This is a genomic window from Stutzerimonas sp. CXK-1 (genome assembly GCF_057738225.1).
On the sequence record NZ_CM173217.1, the window covers coordinates 3,774,899 to 3,798,049 of the forward strand.

At 65.2% G+C, this 23,151-nt stretch carries 25 protein-coding genes; 16 read left to right on the plus strand and 9 right to left on the minus strand.

Annotation, left to right across the window (positions count from 1 at the left end):
* The first annotated feature begins 9 nt into the window (after positions 1-9).
* Positions 10-1,032, plus strand: coding sequence for an aspartate carbamoyltransferase catalytic subunit (locus AC0KXH_RS17950; protein ID WP_256431533.1), 1,023 nt, complete (start codon positions 10-12; stop codon positions 1,030-1,032).
* Positions 1,026-2,297, plus strand: a complete 1,272-nt coding sequence (locus AC0KXH_RS17955; protein ID WP_041108391.1) for a dihydroorotase — start codon at positions 1,026-1,028, stop codon at positions 2,295-2,297. Before AC0KXH_RS17950 ends, AC0KXH_RS17955 begins: the two co-directional genes overlap by 7 nt.
* A gap of 37 nt (positions 2,298-2,334) precedes the next feature.
* Here the strand turns inward: AC0KXH_RS17955 and AC0KXH_RS17960 are convergent, their stop codons facing one another.
* A complete protein-coding gene (locus AC0KXH_RS17960) occupies positions 2,335-2,736 on the minus strand; it encodes an NINE protein (protein ID WP_041108393.1) in 402 nt (133 codons plus the stop codon).
* A 96-nt stretch (positions 2,737-2,832) separates the two neighbouring features.
* Between AC0KXH_RS17960 and AC0KXH_RS17965 the strand changes: the two genes are divergently transcribed.
* A complete protein-coding gene (locus AC0KXH_RS17965; protein WP_488223811.1) occupies positions 2,833-4,044 on the plus strand; it encodes a putative DNA modification/repair radical SAM protein in 1,212 nt (403 codons plus the stop codon).
* Positions 4,044-4,928 carry a TIGR03915 family putative DNA repair protein gene (locus AC0KXH_RS17970; protein WP_488223812.1) on the plus strand — a complete coding sequence of 295 codons (885 nt, stop codon included), beginning with the start codon at positions 4,044-4,046 and terminating at the stop codon, positions 4,926-4,928. Before AC0KXH_RS17965 ends, AC0KXH_RS17970 begins: the two co-directional genes overlap by 1 nt.
* On the opposite strand, the gene AC0KXH_RS17975 is transcribed toward AC0KXH_RS17970, so the two are convergent.
* Both AC0KXH_RS17975 and pilT read right to left on the minus strand, forming a co-directional pair.
* Positions 4,894-6,039, minus strand: coding sequence for a PilT/PilU family type 4a pilus ATPase (locus AC0KXH_RS17975; RefSeq protein ID WP_041108398.1), 1,146 nt, complete (start codon positions 6,037-6,039; stop codon positions 4,894-4,896). The two genes, AC0KXH_RS17970 and AC0KXH_RS17975, sit on opposite strands and share 35 nt — an antisense overlap.
* Positions 6,040-6,115: 76 nt before the next feature.
* Entirely contained in the window at positions 6,116-7,150 is a 1,035-nt protein-coding gene (gene pilT / locus AC0KXH_RS17980) for a type IV pilus twitching motility protein PilT (protein WP_043222415.1), read from the minus strand.
* A 65-nt stretch (positions 7,151-7,215) separates the two neighbouring features.
* Here pilT and AC0KXH_RS17985 point away from each other — a divergent pair, with 65 nt between their 5' ends.
* From AC0KXH_RS17985 to AC0KXH_RS18030, 10 genes are all read left to right on the plus strand, one after another.
* Positions 7,216-7,905, plus strand: a complete 690-nt coding sequence (locus tag AC0KXH_RS17985; RefSeq protein WP_061339185.1) for a YggS family pyridoxal phosphate-dependent enzyme — start codon at positions 7,216-7,218, stop codon at positions 7,903-7,905.
* 19 nt (positions 7,906-7,924) lie between these two features.
* The gene (gene proC, locus AC0KXH_RS17990) at positions 7,925-8,758 is read left to right on the plus strand and encodes a pyrroline-5-carboxylate reductase (protein WP_488223813.1); all 834 of its coding nucleotides are present in this window, start codon (positions 7,925-7,927) and stop codon (positions 8,756-8,758) included.
* Positions 8,759-8,767: 9 nt separating this feature from the next.
* Positions 8,768-9,358, plus strand: coding sequence for a YggT family protein (locus AC0KXH_RS17995; RefSeq protein ID WP_041108406.1), 591 nt, complete (start codon positions 8,768-8,770; stop codon positions 9,356-9,358).
* A 178-nt stretch (positions 9,359-9,536) separates the two neighbouring features.
* Positions 9,537-11,513 (plus strand): dynamin family protein, encoded by a 1,977-nt coding sequence (locus AC0KXH_RS18000; RefSeq protein ID WP_052264597.1) that lies wholly within the window; start codon positions 9,537-9,539, stop codon positions 11,511-11,513.
* Positions 11,514-11,570: 57 nt separating this feature from the next.
* On the plus strand, positions 11,571-12,710 hold the full coding sequence (metX, locus tag AC0KXH_RS18005) for a homoserine O-succinyltransferase MetX (RefSeq protein ID WP_041108408.1): 1,140 nt from the start codon (positions 11,571-11,573) through the stop codon (positions 12,708-12,710).
* Between the two features lie 9 nt (positions 12,711-12,719).
* A complete protein-coding gene (gene metW / locus AC0KXH_RS18010; RefSeq protein ID WP_041108410.1) occupies positions 12,720-13,319 on the plus strand; it encodes a methionine biosynthesis protein MetW in 600 nt (199 codons plus the stop codon).
* Between the two features lie 26 nt (positions 13,320-13,345).
* Positions 13,346-13,768: a DUF4426 domain-containing protein gene (locus tag AC0KXH_RS18015; RefSeq protein ID WP_041108412.1), complete on the plus strand. Its 423-nt coding sequence runs from the start codon at positions 13,346-13,348 to the stop codon at positions 13,766-13,768.
* Positions 13,765-14,358, plus strand: a complete 594-nt coding sequence (gene rdgB / locus AC0KXH_RS18020; RefSeq protein WP_041108414.1) for an RdgB/HAM1 family non-canonical purine NTP pyrophosphatase — start codon at positions 13,765-13,767, stop codon at positions 14,356-14,358. The genes AC0KXH_RS18015 and rdgB overlap by 4 nt, the downstream gene beginning before the upstream one ends.
* Positions 14,355-15,524 carry a radical SAM family heme chaperone HemW gene (hemW, locus tag AC0KXH_RS18025; protein ID WP_488223814.1) on the plus strand — a complete coding sequence of 390 codons (1,170 nt, stop codon included), beginning with the start codon at positions 14,355-14,357 and terminating at the stop codon, positions 15,522-15,524. The genes rdgB and hemW overlap by 4 nt, the downstream gene beginning before the upstream one ends.
* Before the next feature lie 9 nt (positions 15,525-15,533).
* On the plus strand, positions 15,534-15,857 hold the full coding sequence (locus AC0KXH_RS18030) for a DUF3392 domain-containing protein (protein ID WP_061339180.1): 324 nt from the start codon (positions 15,534-15,536) through the stop codon (positions 15,855-15,857).
* A 15-nt stretch (positions 15,858-15,872) separates the two neighbouring features.
* Here the strand turns inward: AC0KXH_RS18030 and AC0KXH_RS18035 are convergent, their stop codons facing one another.
* The 6 genes from AC0KXH_RS18035 to AC0KXH_RS18060 all read right to left on the minus strand — a co-directional run bounded on the left by AC0KXH_RS18035 (position 15,873) and on the right by AC0KXH_RS18060 (position 20,255).
* Complete coding sequence (locus tag AC0KXH_RS18035; protein ID WP_488223815.1) at positions 15,873-16,244, minus strand: DUF5064 family protein; 372 nt, start codon at positions 16,242-16,244, stop codon at positions 15,873-15,875.
* 213 nt (positions 16,245-16,457) lie between these two features.
* Positions 16,458-17,795, minus strand: a complete 1,338-nt coding sequence (locus tag AC0KXH_RS18040) for a DUF1329 domain-containing protein (RefSeq protein ID WP_278466891.1) — start codon at positions 17,793-17,795, stop codon at positions 16,458-16,460.
* A 130-nt stretch (positions 17,796-17,925) separates the two neighbouring features.
* Positions 17,926-18,648, minus strand: coding sequence for a tRNA (guanosine(46)-N7)-methyltransferase TrmB (gene trmB / locus AC0KXH_RS18045; protein WP_269151327.1), 723 nt, complete (start codon positions 18,646-18,648; stop codon positions 17,926-17,928).
* An 84-nt stretch (positions 18,649-18,732) separates the two neighbouring features.
* Entirely contained in the window at positions 18,733-19,527 is a 795-nt protein-coding gene (locus tag AC0KXH_RS18050) for a thiazole synthase (protein ID WP_041108424.1), read from the minus strand.
* Between the two features lie 66 nt (positions 19,528-19,593).
* Positions 19,594-19,794 (minus strand): sulfur carrier protein ThiS, encoded by a 201-nt coding sequence (gene thiS / locus AC0KXH_RS18055; RefSeq protein ID WP_043223328.1) that lies wholly within the window; start codon positions 19,792-19,794, stop codon positions 19,594-19,596.
* Between the two features lie 89 nt (positions 19,795-19,883).
* Complete coding sequence (locus AC0KXH_RS18060) at positions 19,884-20,255, minus strand: DUF423 domain-containing protein (protein WP_165562566.1); 372 nt, start codon at positions 20,253-20,255, stop codon at positions 19,884-19,886.
* Between the two features lie 69 nt (positions 20,256-20,324).
* Here AC0KXH_RS18060 and mtgA point away from each other — a divergent pair, with 69 nt between their 5' ends.
* Positions 20,325-21,032: a monofunctional biosynthetic peptidoglycan transglycosylase gene (gene mtgA, locus AC0KXH_RS18065; RefSeq protein WP_041108646.1), complete on the plus strand. Its 708-nt coding sequence runs from the start codon at positions 20,325-20,327 to the stop codon at positions 21,030-21,032.
* Between the two features lie 131 nt (positions 21,033-21,163).
* Complete coding sequence (gene dibA, locus AC0KXH_RS18070; protein ID WP_269262737.1) at positions 21,164-23,092, plus strand: phosphodiesterase DibA; 1,929 nt, start codon at positions 21,164-21,166, stop codon at positions 23,090-23,092.
* Positions 23,093-23,151: the final 59 nt, after the last annotated feature.

The window sequence follows — 23,151 nt, forward strand, 5'->3', positions numbered from 1 at the left end:
GATCCCGCGATGATGCCTACCGCTGCCAAGCGCCCGCTGCAGCTGAACGACAACGGACAGCTGCGCCACTTCCTCTCGCTGGACGGTCTGTCCCGCGAACTGCTCACCGAAATCCTCGATACGGCCGATTCCTTTCTCGAAATCGGCGCACGGGCCGTCAAGAAGGTTCCGCTGTTGCGCGGCAAGACGGTGTGCAACGTGTTCTTCGAGAATTCGACGCGCACCCGCACAACCTTCGAGCTGGCCGCCCAGCGCCTGTCAGCCGACGTCATTACCCTGAACGTTTCGACATCCTCGACGAGCAAGGGTGAAACGCTGACCGACACCTTGCGTAACCTGGAGGCCATGGCCGCCGACATGTTCGTGGTGCGGCACGCCGAGTCGGGCGCGGCACATTTCATCGCCGAACATGTCAGCCCCAACGTGGCGGTGATCAATGGCGGCGATGGCCGCCATGCGCACCCGACCCAGGGCATGCTCGACATGCTGACCATCCGCCGACACAAAGGCAGCTTCGAAAACCTTTCGGTCGCGATCGTCGGCGACATCCTGCATTCGCGGGTGGCGCGCTCGAACATGCTGGCCCTGCGCACCCTGGGTTGCCCCGACATCCGCGTCATCGGCCCGCGCACCCTGCTGCCCGAAGGGCTCGAGCAGTATGGGGTGCGGGTGTTCAACGATATGAACGAGGGCCTGCGCGACGTCGACGTGATCATCATGCTGCGGCTGCAGCGCGAACGCATGCAGGGCGGGCTGCTGCCGAGCGAAGGTGAGTTCTACCGCCTCTACGGCCTGACCACTGCGCGTCTTGCCCTGGCCAGACCCGATGCCATCGTCATGCACCCTGGACCGATCAACCGCGGTGTCGAGATCGAATCCGCCGTCGCCGACGGCCCGCAATCGGTGATCCTCAACCAGGTCACCTACGGCATCGCCATTCGCATGGCCGTCCTGTCCATGGCGATGAGCGGCCAGACCGCCCAGCGCCAGCTCGAATCCGAACATCTCACCGAGGAGCAGACCCGATGCTGACGAGCATCCTCGGCGCGCGCGTCATCGACCCGGCCAGCGGGCGGGACGAGATCGCCGACATCCATGTGGAAAACGGCCGCATCGCCGCCATCGGCACCGCACCGGCAGGCTTTGCCGCCGAGCAGCGCATCGAAGCTGGCGGACTGGTCGCCACGGCGGGCCTGGTCGATCTGTCAGTGGCGCTCCGTGAACCGGGCTACAGCCGCAAAGGCAGTATTGCCAGCGAAACCCTGGCGGCCGCAGCCGGCGGCGTGACCAGCCTGTGCTGCCCACCGGACACCAGGCCGGTACTCGACACTACCGCGGTTGCCGAACTCATTCTCGACCGGGCCCGCGAGTCCGGCCATGCGAAGGTCTTCCCCATCGGCGCCCTGACTCGCAACCTGGCCGGCGAACAGCTGGCCGAGCTGGTCGCGCTGCGCGACGCCGGCTGCGTCGCCTTCGGCAACGGGCTGACCGAGTTTGGCAGCACGCGCAACCTGCGCCGGGCGCTGGAGTACGCCGCGACGTTCGACCTGACCGTGGTCATTCACTCGCAGGATCGCGACCTGGCCGCCGGCGGCCTCGCTCACGAGGGCCCGGCCGCCAGCTTCCTTGGCCTGGCCGGGATTCCCGAGACGGCCGAAACGGTTGCCCTGGCGCGCAACCTGCTCCTGGTCGAGCGCGCCGGCGTGCGTGCTCATTTCACCCAGCTGACCAGCGCCCGCGGCGCGCAGATGATTGCCGACGCCCAGGCCCGCGGTCTGCCGGTAACGGCCGACGTCGCCCTCTACCAACTGATTCTCACCGACGAAGCGCTGCACGGTTTTTCCAGCCTGTATCACGTGCAACCGCCGCTGCGCAGTCTGGCCGACCGCGACGGCTTGCGCGAGGCAGTGCGCGCGGGCGTGATCGGCGCCATCGCCAGTCACCACCAGCCGCACGAGGCCGATGCCAAACTGGCACCGTTCGGTGAAACCGAACCTGGCATCAGTGGCGTGGAAATCCAGCTGCCACTGGCCCTGACGCTTGTGCAGGACGGCCTGCTCGACCTGCCGACCCTGCTGGCCCGGCTGGCGTCCGGCCCGGCACAGGCCCTCGGGCTGCCGGTGGGCCGGCTGGCGGTAGGCGAAGCCGCGGACCTGACGCTGTTCGACCCTGACGCCTCGACCCTGGTCGGCGAGCGCTGGCTATCGAAGGGGCGCAACAGCCCCTTCCTCGGACATTGCCTGCCCGGCGCGGTGCGCTACACGCTGGTCGACGGCAAGCTCGTCTACCAGGCGTAACGCGAAAGGCCGGAGCCCGCTCCGGCCTTTGCTTTTTTCAGAGCCCGCGACGCTCGGCGTTGCGCACGGAAATCTGGTCGTTCAGCGTCCAGAAGTCGTAGAGCACCCCGATGAAGAACAGGCCGCCAGTGAACAGGTAGAGGATGCCGGTGATCCACTTGCCCTGATACAGACGGTGCACGCCAAAGACGCCGAGAAAGGTCAGCAGAATCCAGGCGATGTTGTAGTCGATCGGACCGGCCTGAAAGCGCAGATCTGCCTCGCGGTCCATCGAGGGAATCAGGAACAGGTCGATAATCCAGCCAACGAAGAACAGGCCGAGCGTGAAGAACCAGATGGTGCCGGTAACCGGCTTGCCGTAATAGAAGCGATGCGAGCCGAGAAAGCCGAAGATCCATAGTAGGTAGCCAATGACCTTGCTGTGGGTGTCCTGATACATGAGTTCTCCCCCTTCGTTGCCGACCGTTCGCCGGCCGGATTTGTAAGGCTCGCGCAGCGTGATACTGTACGCATAAACAGTATCACGTGCCCCGCCATGCAATTGATCGAAAAGCTCAGCATTCTTGCCGATGCCGCCAAGTATGACGCGTCCTGTGCCAGCAGCGGCGCCCCCAAGCGTAGCTCGAGAGGGCGCAACGGCCTGGGTTCGACCAGCGGCATGGGCATCTGCCACAGTTTCACGCCCGACGGCCGCTGCGTCTCACTACTCAAGGTCCTGCTGACCAACTTCTGTCTCTACGACTGCCAATACTGCATCAATCGCCGCTCCAGCGATGTGCCGCGAGCGCGCTTCGCGCCGGAGGAGGTGGTCCGCCTGACGCTCGACTTCTATCGGCGCAACCTGGTCAGCGGGCTGTTTCTCAGTTCCGGCATCATCCGCTCGGCCGATTACACCATGGAGCAGCTCAATCGCGTGGCCCGGCTGCTGCGCGAGGAGCATGCCTTTCGTGGCTACATTCACCTCAAGACCATTCCCGATGCCGATCCGCTACTGATCGAGGAAGCCGGCCGCTACGCCGATCGCCTGAGCGTGAATATCGAGCTGCCCACCGATCAGAGCCTGTCACGCCTGGCACCGGAGAAGCAGGCTGGCAGCATTCGCCTGGCCATGAAGGTGATTCACGAGGGTGCGCATCAGGCGCAAGCCGAACACAGGGCGGCCAGCTTCGCGCCAGCCGGGCAAAGCACGCAGATGATCGTCGGTGCCGACGCGACCGATGATCGGACCATCCTGCGTACCGCCGAGACCCTTTATGGCGCCTATCGTCTCAAGCGCGTCTACTATTCGGCCTTCAGCCCCATTCCGCAAAGCCCGCGCTCGGTACCGCAGCAACCGCCGCCGCTGCTGCGCGAGCATCGTCTCTACCAGGCGGATTTTCTGCTGCGCGGCTACGGATTCAAGAGCGAGGAGCTACTACCGAAAGCTGGCGATCTGGCTTTGGACATTGACCCCAAGCTGGCCTGGGCGCTGGCCAACCGGGCACTCTTTCCACTGGACCTGAACCGTGCCGAGCCTGCGCTGATAGCGCGGGTACCGGGGATTGGGGTCCTCAACGCCCGGCGGCTGGTCGAACTGCGCCGCGAGCGGCGACTGCGCTACGCCGACCTACAGCGTTTGCGCTGCGCCGTGGAAAAAGCGGCACCCTTCATCATCACCCAGGACTACCGGCCGCAGCAGGCCACGCTCGAATCGGCCGTCCTGCGTCAGCGCCTGCGCGATCACTCGACCCAACTGGAGCTGTTGTGATGCAGCCGATCCGCTTCGACGGCACCTTCGAGGCGTGGCGTCTGCAAGCCCGCCACTGCCTGCTGGCAGGCCTGGCGCCATCCGAAGTCGTCTGGCTGGACGCTACCACCGACCAGACCGAGCTCTTCGGCGCAGCGGCGGATTTACTCCCAGCCGAGCCGGCAGGCTCGATCCGCATACCGCGCGAACTCCCCGCCCTGCTCCAGCTCGCCGCCCGCTTTCGCAGCGAGGATCGCTGGAGCCTGCTCTACCGAGTGCTCTGGCGTGCCTGCCGGGGCGACCGCTGCGCGATGCTCGCCGGTGACCGCGACGGCAGCCTGTTGCAGCGGCGGGTAAAGGCGGTGCAGCGCGAGCTCCACCATCTGCACGCCTTCGTTCGCTTCCGCCCCCTGGGCGAGCCGGCCGAGCACTTCGTGGCCTGGCACGAGCCGGCACATGATGTGCTCGACCTGGCGATCGAGCATTTCGCCAATCGCATGGGCGGGACGCCCTGGATGATTGCAACGCCACAGGCTGCCGCCCTCTGGAACGGTCGCCAGGCCGCGCTGATCAGCCCCTGCCCGCCCACCTGGCAGGCGCTCGCGCGCACCACGACGGATCCGGACGAGGCGCTCTGGCAGACCTATTACCGCAGTATCTTCAACCCGGCGCGGGTCAACCGCGAGGCTCTGCTCAAGGGTCTGCCGGCGCGGTTCTGGAAGGACCTCCCCGAAGGCACTGCCCTCTGCGAACTGCTGATCGACGCACGCAACGGTGACCGACGCACCGGCCAGGCGGCGGCTCTGGTAGGACGCGCCGGCCGGCGCATCGGCCGGGAAGCGCCCGGCGTTGCGTCGAGCCGGCCCGGCATCAGCGCATCCGGAAGCCCGGATCGTCGTCACTGACTTCCAGGCGCAGCCCCTGGGACACGCTGGTGAGGTGCTCGCTGTCGGTTTCCGAGCCCAGCTTGATCATCAGGCGCAGGTCGTTGGCCGAATCGGCATGAGCCAAGGCGTCCTCGTAGGTGATCTCGCCTTGCACATAGAGGTTGTAGAGCGCCTGATCGAAGGTCTGCATGCCTTGCTCGGTGGATCGCTTCATCAGCCCCTTGAGCTCATGCACCTCGCCTTTGCGGATCAGGTCGGCGGCCAGCGGAGTGTTGATCAGCACCTCGATCACCGCTCGCCGCCCCTTGCCGTCGGGTGTCGGCACCAGCTGCTGGGCGACGATGGCCTTGAGGTTCAGCGACAGGTCCATCCATACCTGCTGCTGCCGATCAGCCGGGAAGAAGTTGATGATGCGGTCCAGCGCCTGGTTGGCGTTGTTGGCATGCAGCGTGGCCAGGCACAAGTGGCCGGTCTCGGCGAACGCCACGGCATAATCCATCGTCTCGCGGGTCCGCACTTCGCCGATGAGGATGACGTCAGGCGCCTGGCGCAGGGTGTTCTTCAGCGCCACCTCGAACGACTCCGTATCGATGCCCACCTCGCGCTGAGTCACGATGCAGCTCTGGTGCTGGTGGATGAATTCGATCGGGTCTTCGATGGAGATGATGTGGCCACTGGTATTCTTGTTGCGGTAGCCAATCATTGCCGCCAGCGACGTGGACTTGCCAGTACCGGTCGCCCCGACGAACAGCACCAGCCCCCGCTTGGTCAGCGCCAGCTTCTTCAACACGTCGGGCAGTTTGAGGTCTTCGAGCGTGGGGATGTTGGTCTCGATCCGCCGCAGGACCATGCCGGCGAGGTTGCGCTGGTAGAACGCACTGACCCGGAAACGCCCGATCCCCCGAGCGCTGATGGCGAAGTTGCACTCGTGGTTCTCGGTGAACTCGCGACGCTGCTGCTCGTTCATCACCCCATGCACGGTTTCGCGGGTCATCTCCGGCGACATCGGCGTCTTGCTGACCGGCATGATCTTGCCGTTGACCTTCATCGACGGCGGCACGCCGGCCGTGATGAACAGGTCGGAGCCGCCCTTCTCCACCATCAGGCGCAACAGTTTCTCGAATTCCATTTGGCTGACTCGCAATCGTCTGGCGAAGCCGCGTCATGCGGCACTTGGCGACCGGGCGGCAGGGCCGCCGGGCCGATCAGATATTTTCCGGGGTCTTGGCTTTCTCGCGGGCGCTCTCGCGGCTGATTAGGCCCTTGGCGACCAGCCCCTTGAGGCACATGTCGAGCGTCTGCATGCCCAGCGCACCGCCGGTCTGGATGGCCGAATACATCTGCGCCACCTTGTCTTCGCGGATCAGATTACGAATCGCCGGGGTGCCGATCATGATCTCGTGAGCCGCGACCCGACCGCCTCCGATCTTCTTCAGCAGTGTCTGTGAAATCACTGCCTGCAGCGATTCGGAGAGCATCGAGCGGACCATGGCCTTTTCCTCGGCCGGGAACACGTCGACCACACGGTCGATGGTCTTGGCCGCCGAGGTGGTGTGCAGGGTCCCGAATACCAGGTGTCCGGTTTCGGCGGCTGTCAGCGCCAGCCGGATGGTTTCCAGATCGCGCATCTCGCCGACAAGGATGATGTCCGGGTCCTCACGCAGTGCGGAACGCAGCGCCTCGGAAAAACCCAGGGTGTCGCGATGGACCTCGCGCTGGTTGACCAGACACTTCTTCGACTCATGGACGAATTCGATCGGGTCTTCGATGGTGAGGATATGGTGGTACTTGGTGTTGTTGAGGTAGTCGAGCATCGCCGCCAAGGTGGTCGACTTACCCGAGCCGGTCGGGCCGGTAACCAGCACCAGGCCACGCGGCACGTCGGTGATCTTGCGGAACACCTCGCCCATTCCCAGGTCTTCCATGGTCAGCACCTTGGACGGAATGGTCCGGAATACCGCACCGGCGCCGCGGTTCTGGTTGAACGCGTTGACCCGGAAACGCGCCACGCCGGGGACCTCGAACGAGAAGTCGGTTTCGAGAAACTCCTCGAAATCCTTGCGCTGCTTGTCGTTCATGATGTCGTAGATCAGCGCATGCACCTGCTTGTGGTCCATCGCCGGCAGGTTGATCCTGCGCACGTCGCCGTCGACGCGAATCATCGGCGGCAGGCCGGCGGAAAGGTGCAGGTCCGATGCACCCTGCTTGGCGCTGAACGCCAGCAGCTCAGTGATATCCATGGGACTCCCCAATTACAGGCAAGCGGGTAGAATGCCGCGCAGACCCTAGGCGGCGGGCGCAGGTAATGTCCACGATAGCGAACAATATTGCAAAGGTCGCAGCACGCATCCGTGAGGCGGCTCAAGCTGCGGGTCGAACCCCGTCAGCAGTCGGTCTGCTGGCCGTGAGCAAGACCCAGCCGGCGGCCGCGATCCGCGAAGCCTTCGCCGCCGGCGTGGGCGATTTCGGCGAGAACTACCTGCAGGAAGCACTCGACAAGCAGGCGCAACTCGGCGACCTGGCGCTGACCTGGCATTTCATCGGGCCCATCCAGTCGAACAAGACCAAACCCATCGCCGAGCATTTCGACTGGGTGCATTCGGTGGACCGTCTTAAGATCGCCCAGCGCCTCTCGGACCAGCGTCCAGCGCACCTGCCGCCGCTTAACCTCTGCCTGCAGGTCAACGTCAGTGGCGAGGCCAGCAAATCCGGCTGTGCGCCCGAAGACGTCACGGCACTGGCCGAATCGGTCGCGGCTTTGCCGAACCTGCGCTTGCGCGGCCTGATGTGCATTCCCGCACCCACTGACGATCCTCAGGAACAACGCGCAGCCTTTGCCCGCCTGCGCCACTTGAAGGACTCGCTCGACCTGCCGCTCGATACGCTTTCGATGGGCATGAGCCAGGATCTGGAAGCCGCGATCGCCGAAGGCGCGACCTGGGTCCGCATCGGCACGGCACTGTTCGGCGCCCGTGATTACGGGCGCCCTGCCTGAATAGACCAAAGGAGTTCCCGTGAGCAATCCCCGCATCACCTTCATCGGTGCCGGCAACATGGCTGCCAGCCTCATTGGCGGCCTGCGCGGCCAGGGCATCGCAGCCGAATCCATCCGTGCCAGCGACCCGGGCAGCGAGCAGCGTGCGCGCCTGGCGACCGAGCACGGTATCGAGGTCTTCGCCGACAATGCACAGGCGCTCGCCGGCGCCGAGGTGGTGGTGCTGGCGGTCAAACCCCAGGTGATGCAGACCGTCTGCCGAGAGCTGGCCGCACACCTGGGGGCGGAGGCGCTGATCGTCTCCATCGCCGCCGGCATCAGCTGCGCCAGCCTCGAACGCTGGCTTGGCGAGGGCGCCCGCGGGCCGCGCCCGATCGTTCGCTGCATGCCCAACACACCTTCGCTGTTGCGCCAGGGCGTCAGCGGCCTGTACGCCAACGCCCAGGTCAGCAGCGCGCAGAAGCAGCAGGCCGAGCAGCTGCTCAGCGCAGTAGGCCTGGCCTTGTGGCTACAAGACGAGCGACTGATCGACGCGGTGACCGCGGTTTCCGGCAGTGGCCCGGCCTACTTCTTCCTGCTGATGGAAGCCATGACGGCAGCTGGCGAGCGCCTCGGCCTGCCTCGCGAGACAGCTGCGCAGCTGACTGCCCACACGGCCTTGGGCGCGGCTCGCATGGCGTGCGAAAGCGACGTCGAACCCAGCGAGCTGCGCCGCCGGGTAACCTCGCCGAACGGAACCACCGAGGCGGCGATCAAAGCCTTCCAGGCCGGCGGCTTCGAGCAGCTGGTGCAGCAGGCCCTGGACGCCGCCGCCAAGCGCTCGACCGAACTGGCCGAACAACTGGGCCAATAAGGAGCATTCATGTCCCAACTCTCGCAAGCCCTGATTCTTGTCGTGCAGACGCTCGGCAGCCTGTACCTGCTGATCGTGCTGCTGCGTTTCATCCTGCAGCTGGTGCGCGCCGACTTCTACAACCCGCTCAGCCAGTTCATCGTCCGCGCCACGCACCCGCTGCTGCGCCCGATGCGCCGGGTCATTCCCAGCATCGGCAGTCTCGACCTGTCATCGCTGATTCTCGCGCTGCTGGTGCAAATGGTACTGATGGGCCTGATCCTGCTGATCGCCTACGGCACCACCGGCAACCCGGTGCTGCTGCTGATCTGGGCACTGGTCGGCATCACCGGCCTGTTTCTCAACATCTTCTTCTGGGCTCTGCTGATCAGTGTGATCCTGTCCTGGGTCGCCCCACAGAGCCACAACCCGGCCGCCGAGCTGATCAACCAGTTGTGCGAGCCGGTTCTGGCGCCTTTCCGGCGCTTGCTGCCAAGCATGGGCGGCCTGGACATCTCGCCGATCTTCGCGTTTCTCGCGATCAAGCTGCTGGACATGCTGGTGGTGGGCAACCTGGCGACCATGACGCACATGCCCAACATCCTGCGCACGCTGATCTGAGAACCGTTTCAAGCTCTGATCATCGACCGCTCGCCGGGCGGGCCTGCGCGGTTTGCAGCTCCGCCGGCCCGCTCTAGACTAGCTTGGCCATCGGCTGCGGCCGGGCCTCGCAGCGGGCGCGCGGCACGGCGAACAGAATCGCCACCGCACGAGCCACTCCGTTTCCAACACGGCAGGGATGCACATGGAACGACTCGACCGGCAGGTGGACGCCTACATTGGCTGGAAGCGTGATCTCATCCGCGAGATCACCCGCTATCGCAGCTGGCTGGCTCACAACCGCCTGACCAGCGAAGCGGTGGACGCTCGACTGGAGCGCGCCCTGCGCCTGCTGCGCACGGACCACATCACCCTCGCCTTCGTTGGCGAGTTCTCGCGCGGCAAGACCGAACTGATCAACAGTCTGTTCTTTGCCAATTTCGGCCGTCGCATCCTGCCTTCGCAGGCCGGGCGTACCACCATGTGCCCGACCGAGCTGTTCTTCGACCCGCGCTCGGAGCGTTCCTACATCCGCCTGCTGCCAATCGAGACGCGCCTGGAAGATGCCGGGCTCGCCCAGCTCAGGCGCATGCCTCGGCAGTGGCTGCAGTTGCCACTTGATCCGCATGACCCGACCAACATGACCGAAGCCTTCGGCCAGATCGCCACCACCAAGGCGGTGCCGGCCGAGGTCGCCATCGAACTCGGATTCGACGCCCAGGCGCTGGAGCCGGCTGATGTACCGGGCAAGGTACTGGTGCCGGCCTGGCGGCATGCCTTGGTCAACTTCGACCACCCCTTGCTGCGCCAGGGCCTGCGCGTGATCGACACGCCCGGGCTCAATGCCCTCGGCAGCGAGCCGGAACTGACCCTGTCCATGCTGCCCAACGCCCAGGCCGTGCTGTTCATGCTGTCGGCCGACGCCGGCATCACCGCTAGCGACATGCAGATCTGGCAGCGACATATCGCGCCCCTTGGCGAGGACACCGAGGGCAATCTGTTTGCCATTCTGAACAAGATCGACGTGCTCTGGGACGACCTGGCCGGGGAAGGCTTCGTGCAGGAGAGCATCGACCAGATACGTGCGACCACCGCCCAGCAGCTGGGCATTTGCGTCGAAGACGTGCTGCCGCTGTCCGCCAAGCAGGCACTGCTGGCCAGGGCCCGGAACGATGAAGCGCTGCTCGAGCGCAGCCGCATCGACCAGCTCGAACGCCTGCTCAGCGAACGGGTCCTGGCACACAAGGAGCGACTGATCGAAGAAGGCGTGGTGCAGCAGGTTCTGAGCCTGATGCACAACAGCCAGCAAGTGCTCAACGGGCGCCTGGAGCGAATCACCGAGCAGCGCAACCTGCTTGACGAACGCCGGCAGGGCAGCGGACAGACGCTGCTGGAACTGACGGCCCGCACTCGCCATGAGCACAATCGCCATCACAAGCGCCTGCTCGACCTGAAAACCAACCAGCGTCTGCTGCAACGCCAGGGCGAGCAATTGCGCGTGGCGATTCGTGCCGAGCGTCTGCAGGAGCACCTTGGTCGCCTGCGCCGGAGCCTCACCGGCAGCCTCACCACGCTGGGAATCAACCTGGCGATCCAGCACTTCTTCCGCTCGCTCGATCAGGATCTTGCTGCGCTTGAGCTCGAAGCCCAGCGCGCGAACAAGATGCTCGAGGCCATCTACCGCCGGCACAACGAAGAGAATCCGCTGCACGGCCTCGATGCCCCGAGCTTTCGCACCGAACCCTTTCTGCGCGAGCTACGCGGACTGCAGCACAAGGCCGATCAGTTCCGCCGACAGCTCAAGACCCTGCTCACCGAGCAGCACGCCCTGACCCGCCGTTTCTTCGCCACCCTGGTTCAGGAAGTCATCGGCCTGCATGCCCGGGTGCGCCAGCAGGCCGATCTGTGGGCCAGCGACGCGCTGACGCCGCTGCTGCAGTTCTCGCTGGAACACAAGCAACAGATCGAAGGCCACATGCTGCAACTCAAGCAGCTGGCCAGCGATGCCCGGCGCGGCGAGCTGCTGGCGCGCTATGTCGACGAGCTCCAGCAGCAGGCCGCGCAGGCCGGCGAGATGCTCCGCGCGCTTCGCCGCCCGTCGCCGATCCGCCGACAGCACAAGGTGGTCAACCTGGTCGGCCTCGGCCAAGCCGAGCGGGCCGGCGATACAGGATGAATTGACGCGCGCTTCCCTTTAGACTCTGCGACCTTCCGTCTGCAAGAGCCAGGGTCGATGCCCACTGCCATTCCAGCCGATTCCGTTGGCCTGGTGAGCCCGCAGGTCGCGCACTTCGCCGAACCGCTGACGCTCGCCTGCGGCCGCACGCTGGCCGATTACCAGCTGATCTACGAAACCTACGGCCAACTCAACGCCAGCCGCAGCAATGCGGTGCTGATCTGCCACGCGCTGTCCGGCCATCACCACGCGGCCGGCTACCACAGCATGGACGATCGCAAGCCGGGCTGGTGGGACAGCTGCATCGGCCCGGGCAAACCTATCGATACCGAACGCTTTTTCGTCGTCAGCCTGAACAACCTCGGCGGCTGCAACGGCTCGACCGGGCCCGGCAGCCTGAACCCTGCCACCGGCAAGGTCTACGGCGCGGACTTCCCGGTCGTCACAGTGGAAGACTGGGTCCACAGCCAGGCGCGCCTGGCCGATCAGCTCGGCATCGAGCAGTGGGCAGCAGTCGTTGGCGGCAGCCTCGGCGGCATGCAGGCGCTGCAATGGACGATCACCTATCCCGAGCGCGTCCGCCACTGCCTGGCGATCGCCACGGCGCCGAAGCTGTCGGCGCAGAACATCGCCTTCAACGAAGTCGCGCGTCAGGCGATTCTCTCGGACCCGGAATTTCACGGCGGCCACTTCCAGGAAATGGGCGTCATTCCAAAACGCGGCCTGATGCTGGCGCGCATGGTCGGGCATATCACCTATCTGTCCGACGATGCCATGGGCACCAAGTTCGGCCGCGGGCTGAAGAGCGAGAAGCTCAACTACGACTTCAACAGCGTCGAGTTCCAGGTCGAAAGCTACCTGCGCTACCAGGGCGAGGAGTTTTCCTCTCGTTTCGACGCCAATACCTATCTGCTGATGACCAAGGCGCTGGATTACTTCGACCCCGCCGCCGCGCATGACGATGACCTGGCACGCACCTTCGAGAGCGCCCAGGCAGGCTTCTGCGTGATGTCCTTCACCACCGACTGGCGCTTCTCGCCGCAGCGCTCGCGCGAGATCGTCGACGCCCTGCTCGCCGCGCGCAAGGACGTCTGCTACCTGGAGATCGACGCGCCGCAAGGGCACGACGCCTTTCTCATTCCCAACCCGCGTTATCTGCAGGCCTTCCGCGGATACATGCACCGCATCGCCGTATAAGGAGCGAACATGCGCGCCGATCTGGACATCATCCAGGAGTGGATTCCGGCCGGCAGCCGAGTGCTCGACCTCGGCTGCGGCAATGGCGAGCTGCTGGCCTGGCTGCGCGACCACAAGGGCGTCAGCGGCTACGGGCTGGAGATCGACCCGGACAATATCGCTGCCTGTATCGAAAAGGGCGTCAACGTCATCGAGCAGGACCTGGACAAGGGGCTGGGCAACTTCGCCAGCGACAGTTTCGACATGGTCGTCATGACCCAGGCCCTGCAGGCCGTGCACTACCCGGACAAGCTGCTCAAGGAAATGCTGCGCGTCGGCCGCGAGTGCATCATCACCTTTCCCAACTTCGGTCACTGGCGTTGCCGCTGGTATCTGGCGAGCAAGGGCCGCATGCCGGTCTCGGAGTTCCTCCCCTACACTTGGTACAACACGCCGAACATCCATTTCTGCACCTTCGAGGACTTCGAGCGCCTCTGCCGTGAACGGGGTGCGCGAGTGCTCGATCGGCTGGCGGTCGACCGCGATCACCGCCATGGCTGGGCCAGTCGACTGTGGCCCAACCTGCTCGGCGAAATCGGCATCTACCGCGTCATCGGACCTGGCCGCTGAGCGGCCGTTTGGACAGGAGAACCACCATGAAACGTGCCCTGATCGTTCTGTTGGCCAGCCTGCTGGCCCTTCCGGCACTGGCCGAGCGCAAGCATAGCGTCGGCGAGTACGACATCCATTACAGCGCCTTCAACTCGGGCTTCCTGCAGCCCGAGGTGGCCGCTGCGGCGGGGCTGGTGCGCAGCAAGAAACAAGGCGTGGTCAACGTATCGGTGCTCAAGCAGGGCAAGCCGGTGCCGGCGCTGGTCAGCGGCAAGGTGAAGAACCTGCTCGGCCAGGACTACCCCTTGCAGTTCAAACAACTCAAGGAAGGCGACGCCGCCATCTACTACCTGGCGCAATTTCCCTTCGATTCGCAGGAGACCCTGCGTTTCAGCCTGAGCGTGCAACCCATGGGCGGCGAGCCGGTCAACTTCGACTTCAACCAGGAATTCTTCCCAGACGAATGATGCCTTTCAACGAACTGGTGCTGGCCAGCCACAACGCCGGCAAGCTCAAGGAACTGCAGGCCATGCTCGGCGATGCGGTGCGCGTGCGCTCGGTCGGTGAGTTCAGCGACGTGGAGCCCGAAGAGACCGGCCTGTCGTTCATCGAGAACGCGATTCTCAAAGCACGCAACGCGGCACGCGTGTCCGGCCTGCCGGCGCTGGCCGACGACTCGGGCCTGGCCGTGGACGCCCTCGGCGGGGCTCCGGGGATCTATTCGGCACGCTACGCCGATGGCCTGGGCGACGCCGCGAACAACGCCAAGCTGCTGGATGCCCTCAGTCAGGTCCCGGATGCCGAGCGCGGCGCGCAGTTCGTCTGCGCGCTGGCGCTGGTTCGGCATGCCGAGGATCCGCTGCCGATCCTTTGCGAAGGCCTGTGGCACGGACGCATCCTGCACGCCCCGCGCGGCGAGCACGGTTTCGGTTACGACCCGCTGTTCTGGGTACCGGAAGCCGACTGCTCCAGCGCCGAACTGCCACCCGAGCAGAAGAATCGGCTGAGCCACCGGGCCCGGGCCATGGCGCAGCTGAAAGCGCGACTGGGGATATGATCCCCGCCGCCAGCCAGACACTCCCGGGGTTCGCGCTGCCACCGCTGGCCGCTTACGTGCATATCCCCTGGTGCGTGCGCAAATGCCCGTACTGCGATTTCAACTCGCATACCGCCGATGCGCAGCTGCCCGAGGACGCCTACGTCGCGGCGCTTGAGGCCGACTTGCGCGAAGACCTGGCCTACGTGCAGGGCCGTCGCCTGACCTCGATCTTCTTTGGCGGCGGCACGCCCAGCCTGTTTTCCGCATCGGCGCTGGGGCGCGTACTCGAGATGCTCGAGCGGGCCGTGGGCTTCGCCGACGATATCGAGATCACCCTTGAAGCGAATCCCGGTACGTTCGAGCAGGCCAAATTCCGCGATTACCGCAGCGCCGGCATCAATCGCCTGTCGATTGGCGTACAGAGCTTTCAGGCCGACAAGCTCAAGGCGCTGGGCCGCATCCATGATGGCGCCGAAGCGGTCCGTGCCGCCGATATGGCGCGCACGGCGGGCTTTGAAAACTTCAACCTCGACCTCATGCATGGGCTGCCGGGGCAGAATCTGGCCGATGCACTGCAGGATCTGCAGACCGCCATCGCCCAGCAGCCGACGCACTTGTCGTGGTATCAGCTCACCCTCGAGCCGAACACGGTGTTCTGGAGCCGGCCGCCGCGGCTGCCCGAGGACGACCTGCTCTGGGACATCCAGGAAGCCGGCCAACAGACACTGAGCGAAGCCGGCTACCGACAGTACGAAACCTCTGCCTATGCGCAGCCCGGGCGTCAGGCGCGACACAACCTGAACTACTGGACCTTTGGCGACTTTCTCGGGATCGGCGCCGGAGCCCACGCCAAACTGACCCTGGCCGACGGGCGCATCCTGCGGCGTTGGAAGACGCGCTTGCCCAAGGACTATCTGGCGGCCGACAAGGCCTTTCGAGCCGGCGAAAAGTGCCTGCCGGACGAGGAGCTGCCATTCGAGTTCCTGATGAACGTGCTACGGCTCACCGACGGCGTGCCCGCGATGCTGTTCACTGAGCGCACCGGCCTACCGCTCGAGCGGCTCGCCGAGGGCCGTCGCCAGGCCGAAGCCCGCGGACTGCTCGAGCCGGATGCGCAGCGCCTGCTGGCGACACCGCATGGCCAGCTGTTTCTCAACGACCTGCTGCAACTGTTCCTGCCCTAAGGAAGCCGAATGGACCTCGTACTCGACTTGATCGCCACACTGTCGCGCTGGAGCCGCAGCCATCTGTCGGACATCTCGCTGGCGATCATGGCCACGCTCTTCGTGCTCTTCGGCCCGGCGCTCAATGCCTGGGTACAGAAGAACATCGGCGGCCTGAATTTCATCCTGCGCACCCTGCTTTTCGTGATCTTCTGCGCCGTTGTCTACGGGCTGGGCATCATCTATCTGAGCCCGTGGCTGGCCAAGGGCCTGGCGCAGTTCAACAACTACACGCTGGCGCCCGTGCTGCTTCTGGTGCTGTTCATCATCGGCGTGATCGCCGACCGCAACTAGCCCAACGGCATCCGGCTAATCGCCCGCCCCGCTACGCAGGAAGCGCTCCAGGTCGATCGGCTCGCCCGGCTGACAACGCAGCTGCCGACGCAGGTCCTCGAACATCGGATCGTAGTCGGCGTGCAGGCCGAACAACGGCGCCCGAGCCACGCGCAGACCGCGCTGGCGCAAGCGCTGGCCGATCCGCTGCAGGAAGTTGAAGGCCACGTCCCGGTGCATGCGAAAACGCTCGTCGACCGCCACCTGGCCGACTGAGCCATGCAGATGGAAACAGGCCCATTCGGGCACTGCCGCCTCACCCTCGACGTGGTAGTCGAGCGTTAGCTGATAACCGGGAACGGTCTCGGAGGGTAACTGGCTGACTTCCACCTGGCCGGGCTTGAACATGATCGCTGTCCTCCTGCTGGCTCGCTCGCGGGCGATGCGAACGCTGTAGCGCATCGTCCCGCGGCCCGGCAGCGAAGGTGTTGACGGGCATCAAGCCGCGGGGTGTAGCGGCTGACGGCGCGTCCGGGCTCGCTGGAGACCGCCTCGGATGCCTCGATGCCCGTCGGCCACGCCGCACGCCAGCGTCCGGCCCACGCGGCAGCCTGCTGAGGATCAGAGCCCGCGGCGCAGTGCCTGCGGCGAGAAGTCGCGCGGCGTCAGTCGCACGTCGAAGTCGTACATGGGTTCGTTGTTGTCCAGGCCATCGACGAAATAGTTTCCATCCTTGAGGTGATACAGCGTCTCCAGCGTGCTGTTGAACATCGGCACCTCGTAATAGCTGATCGGGTGGCTTTCCTGCAGGCCGATCAGTTCGCCCTTCTCGTTGTACAGGTCGGCCGCGAGGATCGCCCAGCTGTCCTCGTCGATGTAGAACCGGCGCTTGTCGTAGGAATGGCTGAACCCGGTGCGCAGGGTCGCCTCGACCACCCAGACGCGGTGCCGCTCGTAACGCAGCAGCTCGGGATTGAGCGTGCCCGGACGCACGATATCGTCATAGGCGATGCCCTTCTGGTGCACCGCATAACTGTTGTAGGGCACCAGCATTTCGCGTTTGCCGAGCAGGGTCCATTCGTATCGATCGGGGGCGCCATTGAAGGAATCCACCACATCGGCGGTTGCCAGGCCGCTGGTGTCCGGCTGCGGCGAGTCGTAGGCCAGCGAAGGCAGACGGCGAACACGGCGGTCGCCCGGGCTGTAGCGCCAGGCCTTGCGGATGGTCAGCACCTGATCGACCGGATCCTGGACCACCAGTGCGGTGCCGGACAGCTTCGAAGGTGCGGTGACGCGATATTTGTAATACAGCAGCGTGTTGTTCAGCTCGCCCTGCGTCATGCCGTCACGGTTGTAGACGTAATAGACGTGGCGATCGCGCTTGATGTAGGACGCCTTGCCGCCGATCACCACCGCCTGGTTGTTGATCATGTGGGTCTGGTCGCCCTTGTAATGCAGGATGTGGTTCCAGATCACCTCCATGCCGTCCTGCGGCAGGGGGAAGGGGATGCCGGATGCCGCGCCCTTGATGCCGTTACCGTTGGCGATCAGCTCGGCGCTCTGCGCATTGAAGCGGGTCGCATCATAGATGCGCTGCGGCGCCGCAGCGCTTCGCCGAGTGGGAAATACGCGCAGGTAGAAGTCCGGATGACGCTCGAGCAGATCGCGCAGCCCGGCCGGAAGCAGCTCGGCATATTCGTTCAGGTTGCTCTGATCGACGCGATAGAGCGGTGTATCGCTGGCGAACGGATCGGGGTGATGCATGCCCGGCTGGTAGCCGGCCGGTGCTGTCACGCCACCGCTCCATGGCGGAATGGTACCGCTGGCATTACCGGCTCGCTCGGCGCCAAGCGGGGTAAGATCCGTGCCCAGACGGGCGGCCTGTGTGGCGTCAACCTTGGCATACGCCGACGAAGCGGCACAGGCGGCCAGCAGCAGCACTCCCAACTTTGCGTTCATCGTCTTCTCCCTGTGGATCGGACGACCGAGCGCTACCCTGCGGGCACCAGCTGCCGTCCGTGGCCTAAGTGTTGGATTGGCGACGAGGACATGGCCCCGCCTGCACCGCTTCTCCGGCGGCTGTGGTCGATCATTCGCAGCGCTGGAACTTCAGGTCCCAGACGCCATGCCCCAGGCGCTCACCGCGCCGCTCGAACTTGGTGATCGGGCGCTCCGGCGGGCGTGGCACGTAACGGCCGTCCTCGGCCAGGTTGCGGTAGCCGGGCGCAGCCATCATCACCTCAAGCATGTGCTCGGCATAGGGCTCCCAGTCGGTAGCCATGTGCAGCACGCCACCGATCTTCAGCTTTTGCCGCACCAGCTCAGCAAATGCCGGCTGCACGATGCGCCGCTTGTGGTGACGGCTCTTGTGCCAGGGGTCGGGGAAGAACAACAGCACCCGATCCAGGCTGGCGTCGGCGACGCATTCACGCAGCACTTCCAGCGCATCGCAACTGTAGATCCGCACGTTTTGCAGATTTTGTGACAGAAGTCCGCTGAGCAGCGCACCGACACCCGGCTTGTGCACCTCGACGCCGATGAAGTCCTGATCGGGCGCTGCCGCCGCCATTTCCAGGGTCGAGTGCCCCATGCCGAAACCGATCTCGAAGGTCCGCGGGGCCTGACGCCCGAATACCTGGTCGAAGTCGAGCCGGCCGTCGCTCAGCTCCAGGCCGAACCTGGGCCAACCCAGCTCCAGCCCGCGCTGCTGGCCGAGGGTGGTGCGCCCGGCTCGCATCACAAAGCTCTTGATGGTGCGCATGCGCGGCGCAGCTTCAGCCGGTTGCTGCGCCTGTTGGGTTTCATCGGTCATGAACGGCATCCTGAAATGAACGAAGCCGACTCCACAGTCGGCTTCAGGGTCGAGCATCGGCAGTGCGCACGCACCGCCGAGGGGTCAGCGGATCAGCCCTTCCAGCGGCGACGAGGCGCTGGCATAGAGCTTCTTCGGCATGCGTCCGGCGAGATAGGCCAGACGCCCCGCCTCGATCGCATGCTTCATCGCACGCGCCATCAACACCGGGTTCTGCGCATGGGCGATGGCGCTGTTCATCAGCACCGCTTCGCAGCCGAGTTCCATGGCGATGGTGGCGTCCGAAGCGGTGCCGACACCGGCATCGACAAGGACCGGTACGGTCGCCTCTTCGAGGATGATGCGCAGGTTGTACGGATTGCAGATGCCCAGCCCGGTGCCGATCAGGCCGGCCAGCGGCATCACCGCGATGCAGCCCATCTCGGCGAGCTGGCGCGCGATGATCGGGTCGTCGCTGGTATAGACCATGACGTCGAAGCCGTCCTTGACCAGCACCTCGGCGGCCTTGAGGGTCTCGATGACGTTGGGGAACAGGGTCTTCTGGTCGGCCAGCACTTCCAGCTTGACCAGCTTGTGCCCATCGAGCAGCTCGCGCGCCAGGCGGCAGGTCCGCACCGCCTCTTCGGCGGTATAGCAACCGGCAGTGTTCGGCAGGATGGTGTAGCGCTCCGGCGAAATGACGTCGAGCAGGTTCGGCTCGCCCGGGTTCTGGCCGATATTGGTGCGGCGCACCGCCACCGTGACGATTTCGGCGCCGGACGCCTCGATCGCGGTGCGGGTCTCTTCCAGGTCCTTGTACTTGCCGGTACCGACCAGCAGACGCGATTCATAGGTCCGGCCGGCCAGGATAAAGGGCTTGTCGTGCGCAACTGCGCTCATCGGGAATTCCTCGTTCGGACGTTGCGGGAAGCGACTGGGTCGCCGGGACTGCGGGCTGCGCGGCGCTCAACCGCCGCCGATGGCATGGACCACTTCGACGCGGTCACCTGCCTTCAGGCGCGTTGTGCCGTGCTCGCTACGCGGAACGATGTCCAGATTCAGTTCCACTGCAAGCCGGCGACCGCTCAGCTCCAGCCGCTCGAGCAGATCGGCGACGCTCTGGTCGTCGGGCAGCTCGTAGGGTTCGCCATTCAAGTGAATCTGCATGGGGATCGCCGCCATCGATTGGGGGTCGGGCATTCTAGCCCGAACCTCATCCACGACCAAGGCAAAGGCGCCGGGCTGTTGCTGGCCGGCTAGCGGAGCCGCCAGCCGGCCAGCAGCAGGCAGAACCAGCCCACCATGAAGGCGACGCCCCCGATGGGCGTGACGATGCCGAGCTTGCCTACCCCGGTCAGGGTCAGCAGATAGAGGCTACCGGAGAACAGCAACACGCCGACGGCGAACGACCAGCCGGCTGCAACCGGCAAACGCCCCGGTAGGTGGCGCGTCAGCAGCGCGACACCGAGCAGCGCCAGCGCATGGACTAGCTGGTAGAGCACGGCGGTCTGAAATACCGCCAGGTATTCGGCAGTCAGCCGGGCGCGCAGACCATGCGCGGCAAACGCGCCAAGGGCGACGCCGGTCAGTCCATAGAAGGCAGAGATCAGCAGGAACGGACGAATCATGACAGGCAACGTGAGCGGGCCGAGGAGGCCGCTATAATGCCCGCTCCTCCCGCCGCCGACCAAGCGCCCATGCTTCGCTCCCTCCTGCACCGCCTACTCAAGCTGCTGTTCTGGTCCGCCGCGCTGTCGGCCCTGCTGGTGCTCGCGCTGCGCTGGGTGGCCCCGCCGTTCACGGCACTGATGATCGAGCGCAAGGTGCAGTCATGGGTCTCCGGCCCGAGCATCGACCTGGAGCGCCAGTGGCGCCCCTGGAAAGAACTGCCGGACGACCTGAAGATGGCGGTGATCGCCGCCGAGGATCAGAAGTTCGCCGAGCACTGGGGCTTTGACTTCGCCGCGATCCATGCGGCCCTGCAGCACAACCAGGCCGGCGGCTCGCTACGCGGAGCCAGCACGCTGAGCCAGCAGGTGGCCAAGAACCTGTTTCTCTGGTCGGGCCGCAGTTGGTTGCGAAAGGGCCTGGAGGCCTGGTTCACGGCGCTGATCGAGCTGCTGTGGCCGAAGCAGCGCATTCTCGAGGTCTATCTCAACAGTGTTGAATGGGGCGACGGCATCTTTGGCGCCGAAGCAGCCGCGCGCCAACATTTCGGCCGCGGGGCGCCCTATCTGTCGGCACGCCAGGCCAGCCTGCTCGCCGCCGTGCTGCCCAACCCGCGCAGCTGGAACGCCAGCCGGCCGACCCGCTACATCGAGCGCCGGGCCAGTTGGATCCGCCAGCAGGTTCGCCAGCTAGGCGGTAGCGACTACCTGCGACGCCTTGACCCAGCCGATGGATGACCGGCGGCAAGAAAGGCGTGACGCAGTTCATTGAAAATCCATCTATCATTGTGCCGTTTGCACGGCCGCTCGGGCCGCTGCGTGTCCCGCCGGGCGGGGCCTTCATGAAGTACCGGTGACCGGTTTTGAAGATGAACAAGCATCTGCTGCGGCTCAGCCTCGGCTATTTCGCACTCTCCATGCTCTGGCTGCTGTTCAGCGACCCGCTGCTGCATTGGCTGCTGCAGGACGACGATAGCGCCTACCTCTGGCAGCTCGGCAAGGGCACGCTGTTCATTGTGCTCACCAGCTGCATGCTCTATGTGCTCGAACGCCGTCACCTGGGGCGCCTGGCCGCAGAGCAGAAGGCGCTGCGCCTGAAGGAATGCAGCCTGCGCCAGGCGGCCGCGGTGTTCGACAGCACCCTCGAGGGCGTGCTGGTCACCGATCATCGCCAGCACATCATCCATGTGAACCCCGCATTCAGCCGCATCACCGGCTATTCCATCGAGGAGGTACTGGGCAAGACACCCCGGCTGTTCGCTTCGGGCAAGCACGACCCCAATTTCTACCGCGAGATGTGGCGGATCCTGCAGAAGGACGGCGCCTGGAGCGGCGAGATCTGGAACCGGCGCAAGAGCGGCGAGGTATACCCGCAGTGGCAGAACCTGCGCTGCATCTATGACGAAGCCGGCCAGATCAGCCACTTCGTTGCGGTGTTCTCCGACCTGTCCGCACTCAAGCGCTCGCAGGACGAGCTCGACCAGCTGGCGCACTACGATCCGCTGGTCCGGCTGCCCAACCGCCTGCTGTTCAGCGAGCGGGCAACGCAGAGTCTGGAGCGCGCCCGGGCGAGCCGGCGCAGCGGCGCGCTGCTGCTGATCGACCTGGACCATTTCAAGGATATCAACGAAAGCCTCGGCCACAATCTCGGCGATGCCCTGCTGCAGGCCGTGGCGCGCCGCCTGGAGGAATTCGTCCAGCCCGGCATGACCCTGGCGCGACTGGGCGGCGACGAATTCGCCATCCTTCATGAAGACTGCAGCGCCGACCAGGCCGCCGCCCTCGCCTTGCATGTGCTTGATGCGCTCAACCTGCCGTTCGAGCTGCAGCAGCGCAACCTGTTCACCAGCGCCAGCATCGGCATCGTGCAATACCCCAACGACGTCCGCGACGTCGAGCAGCTGATGCGCAACGGTGACTCGGCACTGTTCAAGGCCAAGGGCAGCGGACGCTCGACCTACGCGTTCTACAGTCAGGAGCTGACCAGCCTGGCGCAACAGCGCGTCGAGCTGGCCACCGCCCTGCGCCAGGCCCTCGAGCAGCACCAGCTACGCGTGCACTACCAGCCGATCTATCATCTGGCCACCGGCCGCATTCAGGGGTTCGAGGCGCTGGTGCGCTGGGAACACCCGCAGCACGGCCATGTGTCACCCGCGCTGTTCATTCCGATGGCCGAGGAAAACGGTCTGATCGGAGCCATCGACCGCTGGGTGCTGGAGCAGGCCTGCCGACAGATGCGCCAGTGGCGTGCCCAGGGTCGCCCCGTCGAGTTCGTTGCGGTGAACATTTCCAGCCGCCTGTTCGGCCTTGGCGAGCTCGACCTGCAGGTCGCCACGACGCTGGCTGAAACCGGCCTGGAAGCCCGCTATCTCGAACTCGAAATCACCGAGAGCGCCGTGATGCAGGATCCGGACGCCGCCATCGAGCTCCTGCACCGCTTGCGACAACTCGGGGTGCGGCTGGCCATCGACGACTTCGGCACCGGCTACTCCTCGCTGCTGCGGCTCAAGCGCATGAACGTGCACAAGCTGAAGATCGACCAGGGCTTCGTCTCCGGCCTGCCGGATGACCGCGAGGATGCCGCGATCACCCGTTCAGTGATCGGCCTGGCGCACAACCTGGGGCTGAAGGTGGTCGCCGAGGGCATCGAGCAGGCCGGACAGGCGCGCTTCCTCCTCGAGCAGCACTGCGATTACGGCCAGGGCTTCGGCCTGGCGCGCCCCTGCGCCGCCGAGGCGATCGACTGGCAACGCGAACTCATGCCCTATGGCCAGCATGAACGCCAGCATTGCTCGTAACGCCGGTATCAATGGCCCGGGACCGCGGGTAAGCTAGGTGGCACCGCCACGCTGACGTG

Coding starts and splice junctions, on each gene's coding strand:
- AC0KXH_RS17950 (WP_256431533.1), top strand. CDS start 10: ATGATGCCTACCGCTGCCAAGCGCCCGCTGCAGCTGAACGACAACGGA.
- AC0KXH_RS17955 (WP_041108391.1), top strand. CDS start 1,026: ATGCTGACGAGCATCCTCGGCGCGCGCGTCATCGACCCGGCCAGCGGG.
- AC0KXH_RS17960 (WP_041108393.1), bottom strand. CDS start 2,736: ATGTATCAGGACACCCACAGCAAGGTCATTGGCTACCTACTATGGATC.
- AC0KXH_RS17965 (WP_488223811.1), top strand. CDS start 2,833: ATGCAATTGATCGAAAAGCTCAGCATTCTTGCCGATGCCGCCAAGTAT.
- AC0KXH_RS17970 (WP_488223812.1), top strand. CDS start 4,044: ATGCAGCCGATCCGCTTCGACGGCACCTTCGAGGCGTGGCGTCTGCAA.
- AC0KXH_RS17975 (WP_041108398.1), bottom strand. CDS start 6,039: ATGGAATTCGAGAAACTGTTGCGCCTGATGGTGGAGAAGGGCGGCTCC.
- pilT (WP_043222415.1), bottom strand. CDS start 7,150: ATGGATATCACTGAGCTGCTGGCGTTCAGCGCCAAGCAGGGTGCATCG.
- AC0KXH_RS17985 (WP_061339185.1), top strand. CDS start 7,216: ATGTCCACGATAGCGAACAATATTGCAAAGGTCGCAGCACGCATCCGT.
- AC0KXH_RS17995 (WP_041108406.1), top strand. CDS start 8,768: ATGTCCCAACTCTCGCAAGCCCTGATTCTTGTCGTGCAGACGCTCGGC.
- AC0KXH_RS18000 (WP_052264597.1), top strand. CDS start 9,537: ATGCACATGGAACGACTCGACCGGCAGGTGGACGCCTACATTGGCTGG.
- metX (WP_041108408.1), top strand. CDS start 11,571: ATGCCCACTGCCATTCCAGCCGATTCCGTTGGCCTGGTGAGCCCGCAG.
- metW (WP_041108410.1), top strand. CDS start 12,720: ATGCGCGCCGATCTGGACATCATCCAGGAGTGGATTCCGGCCGGCAGC.
- AC0KXH_RS18015 (WP_041108412.1), top strand. CDS start 13,346: ATGAAACGTGCCCTGATCGTTCTGTTGGCCAGCCTGCTGGCCCTTCCG.
- rdgB (WP_041108414.1), top strand. CDS start 13,765: ATGATGCCTTTCAACGAACTGGTGCTGGCCAGCCACAACGCCGGCAAG.
- hemW (WP_488223814.1), top strand. CDS start 14,355: ATGATCCCCGCCGCCAGCCAGACACTCCCGGGGTTCGCGCTGCCACCG.
- AC0KXH_RS18030 (WP_061339180.1), top strand. CDS start 15,534: ATGGACCTCGTACTCGACTTGATCGCCACACTGTCGCGCTGGAGCCGC.
- AC0KXH_RS18035 (WP_488223815.1), bottom strand. CDS start 16,244: ATGTTCAAGCCCGGCCAGGTGGAAGTCAGCCAGTTACCCTCCGAGACC.
- AC0KXH_RS18040 (WP_278466891.1), bottom strand. CDS start 17,795: ATGAACGCAAAGTTGGGAGTGCTGCTGCTGGCCGCCTGTGCCGCTTCG.
- trmB (WP_269151327.1), bottom strand. CDS start 18,648: ATGACCGATGAAACCCAACAGGCGCAGCAACCGGCTGAAGCTGCGCCG.
- AC0KXH_RS18050 (WP_041108424.1), bottom strand. CDS start 19,527: ATGAGCGCAGTTGCGCACGACAAGCCCTTTATCCTGGCCGGCCGGACC.
- thiS (WP_043223328.1), bottom strand. CDS start 19,794: ATGCAGATTCACTTGAATGGCGAACCCTACGAGCTGCCCGACGACCAG.
- AC0KXH_RS18060 (WP_165562566.1), bottom strand. CDS start 20,255: ATGATTCGTCCGTTCCTGCTGATCTCTGCCTTCTATGGACTGACCGGC.
- mtgA (WP_041108646.1), top strand. CDS start 20,325: ATGCTTCGCTCCCTCCTGCACCGCCTACTCAAGCTGCTGTTCTGGTCC.
- dibA (WP_269262737.1), top strand. CDS start 21,164: ATGAACAAGCATCTGCTGCGGCTCAGCCTCGGCTATTTCGCACTCTCC.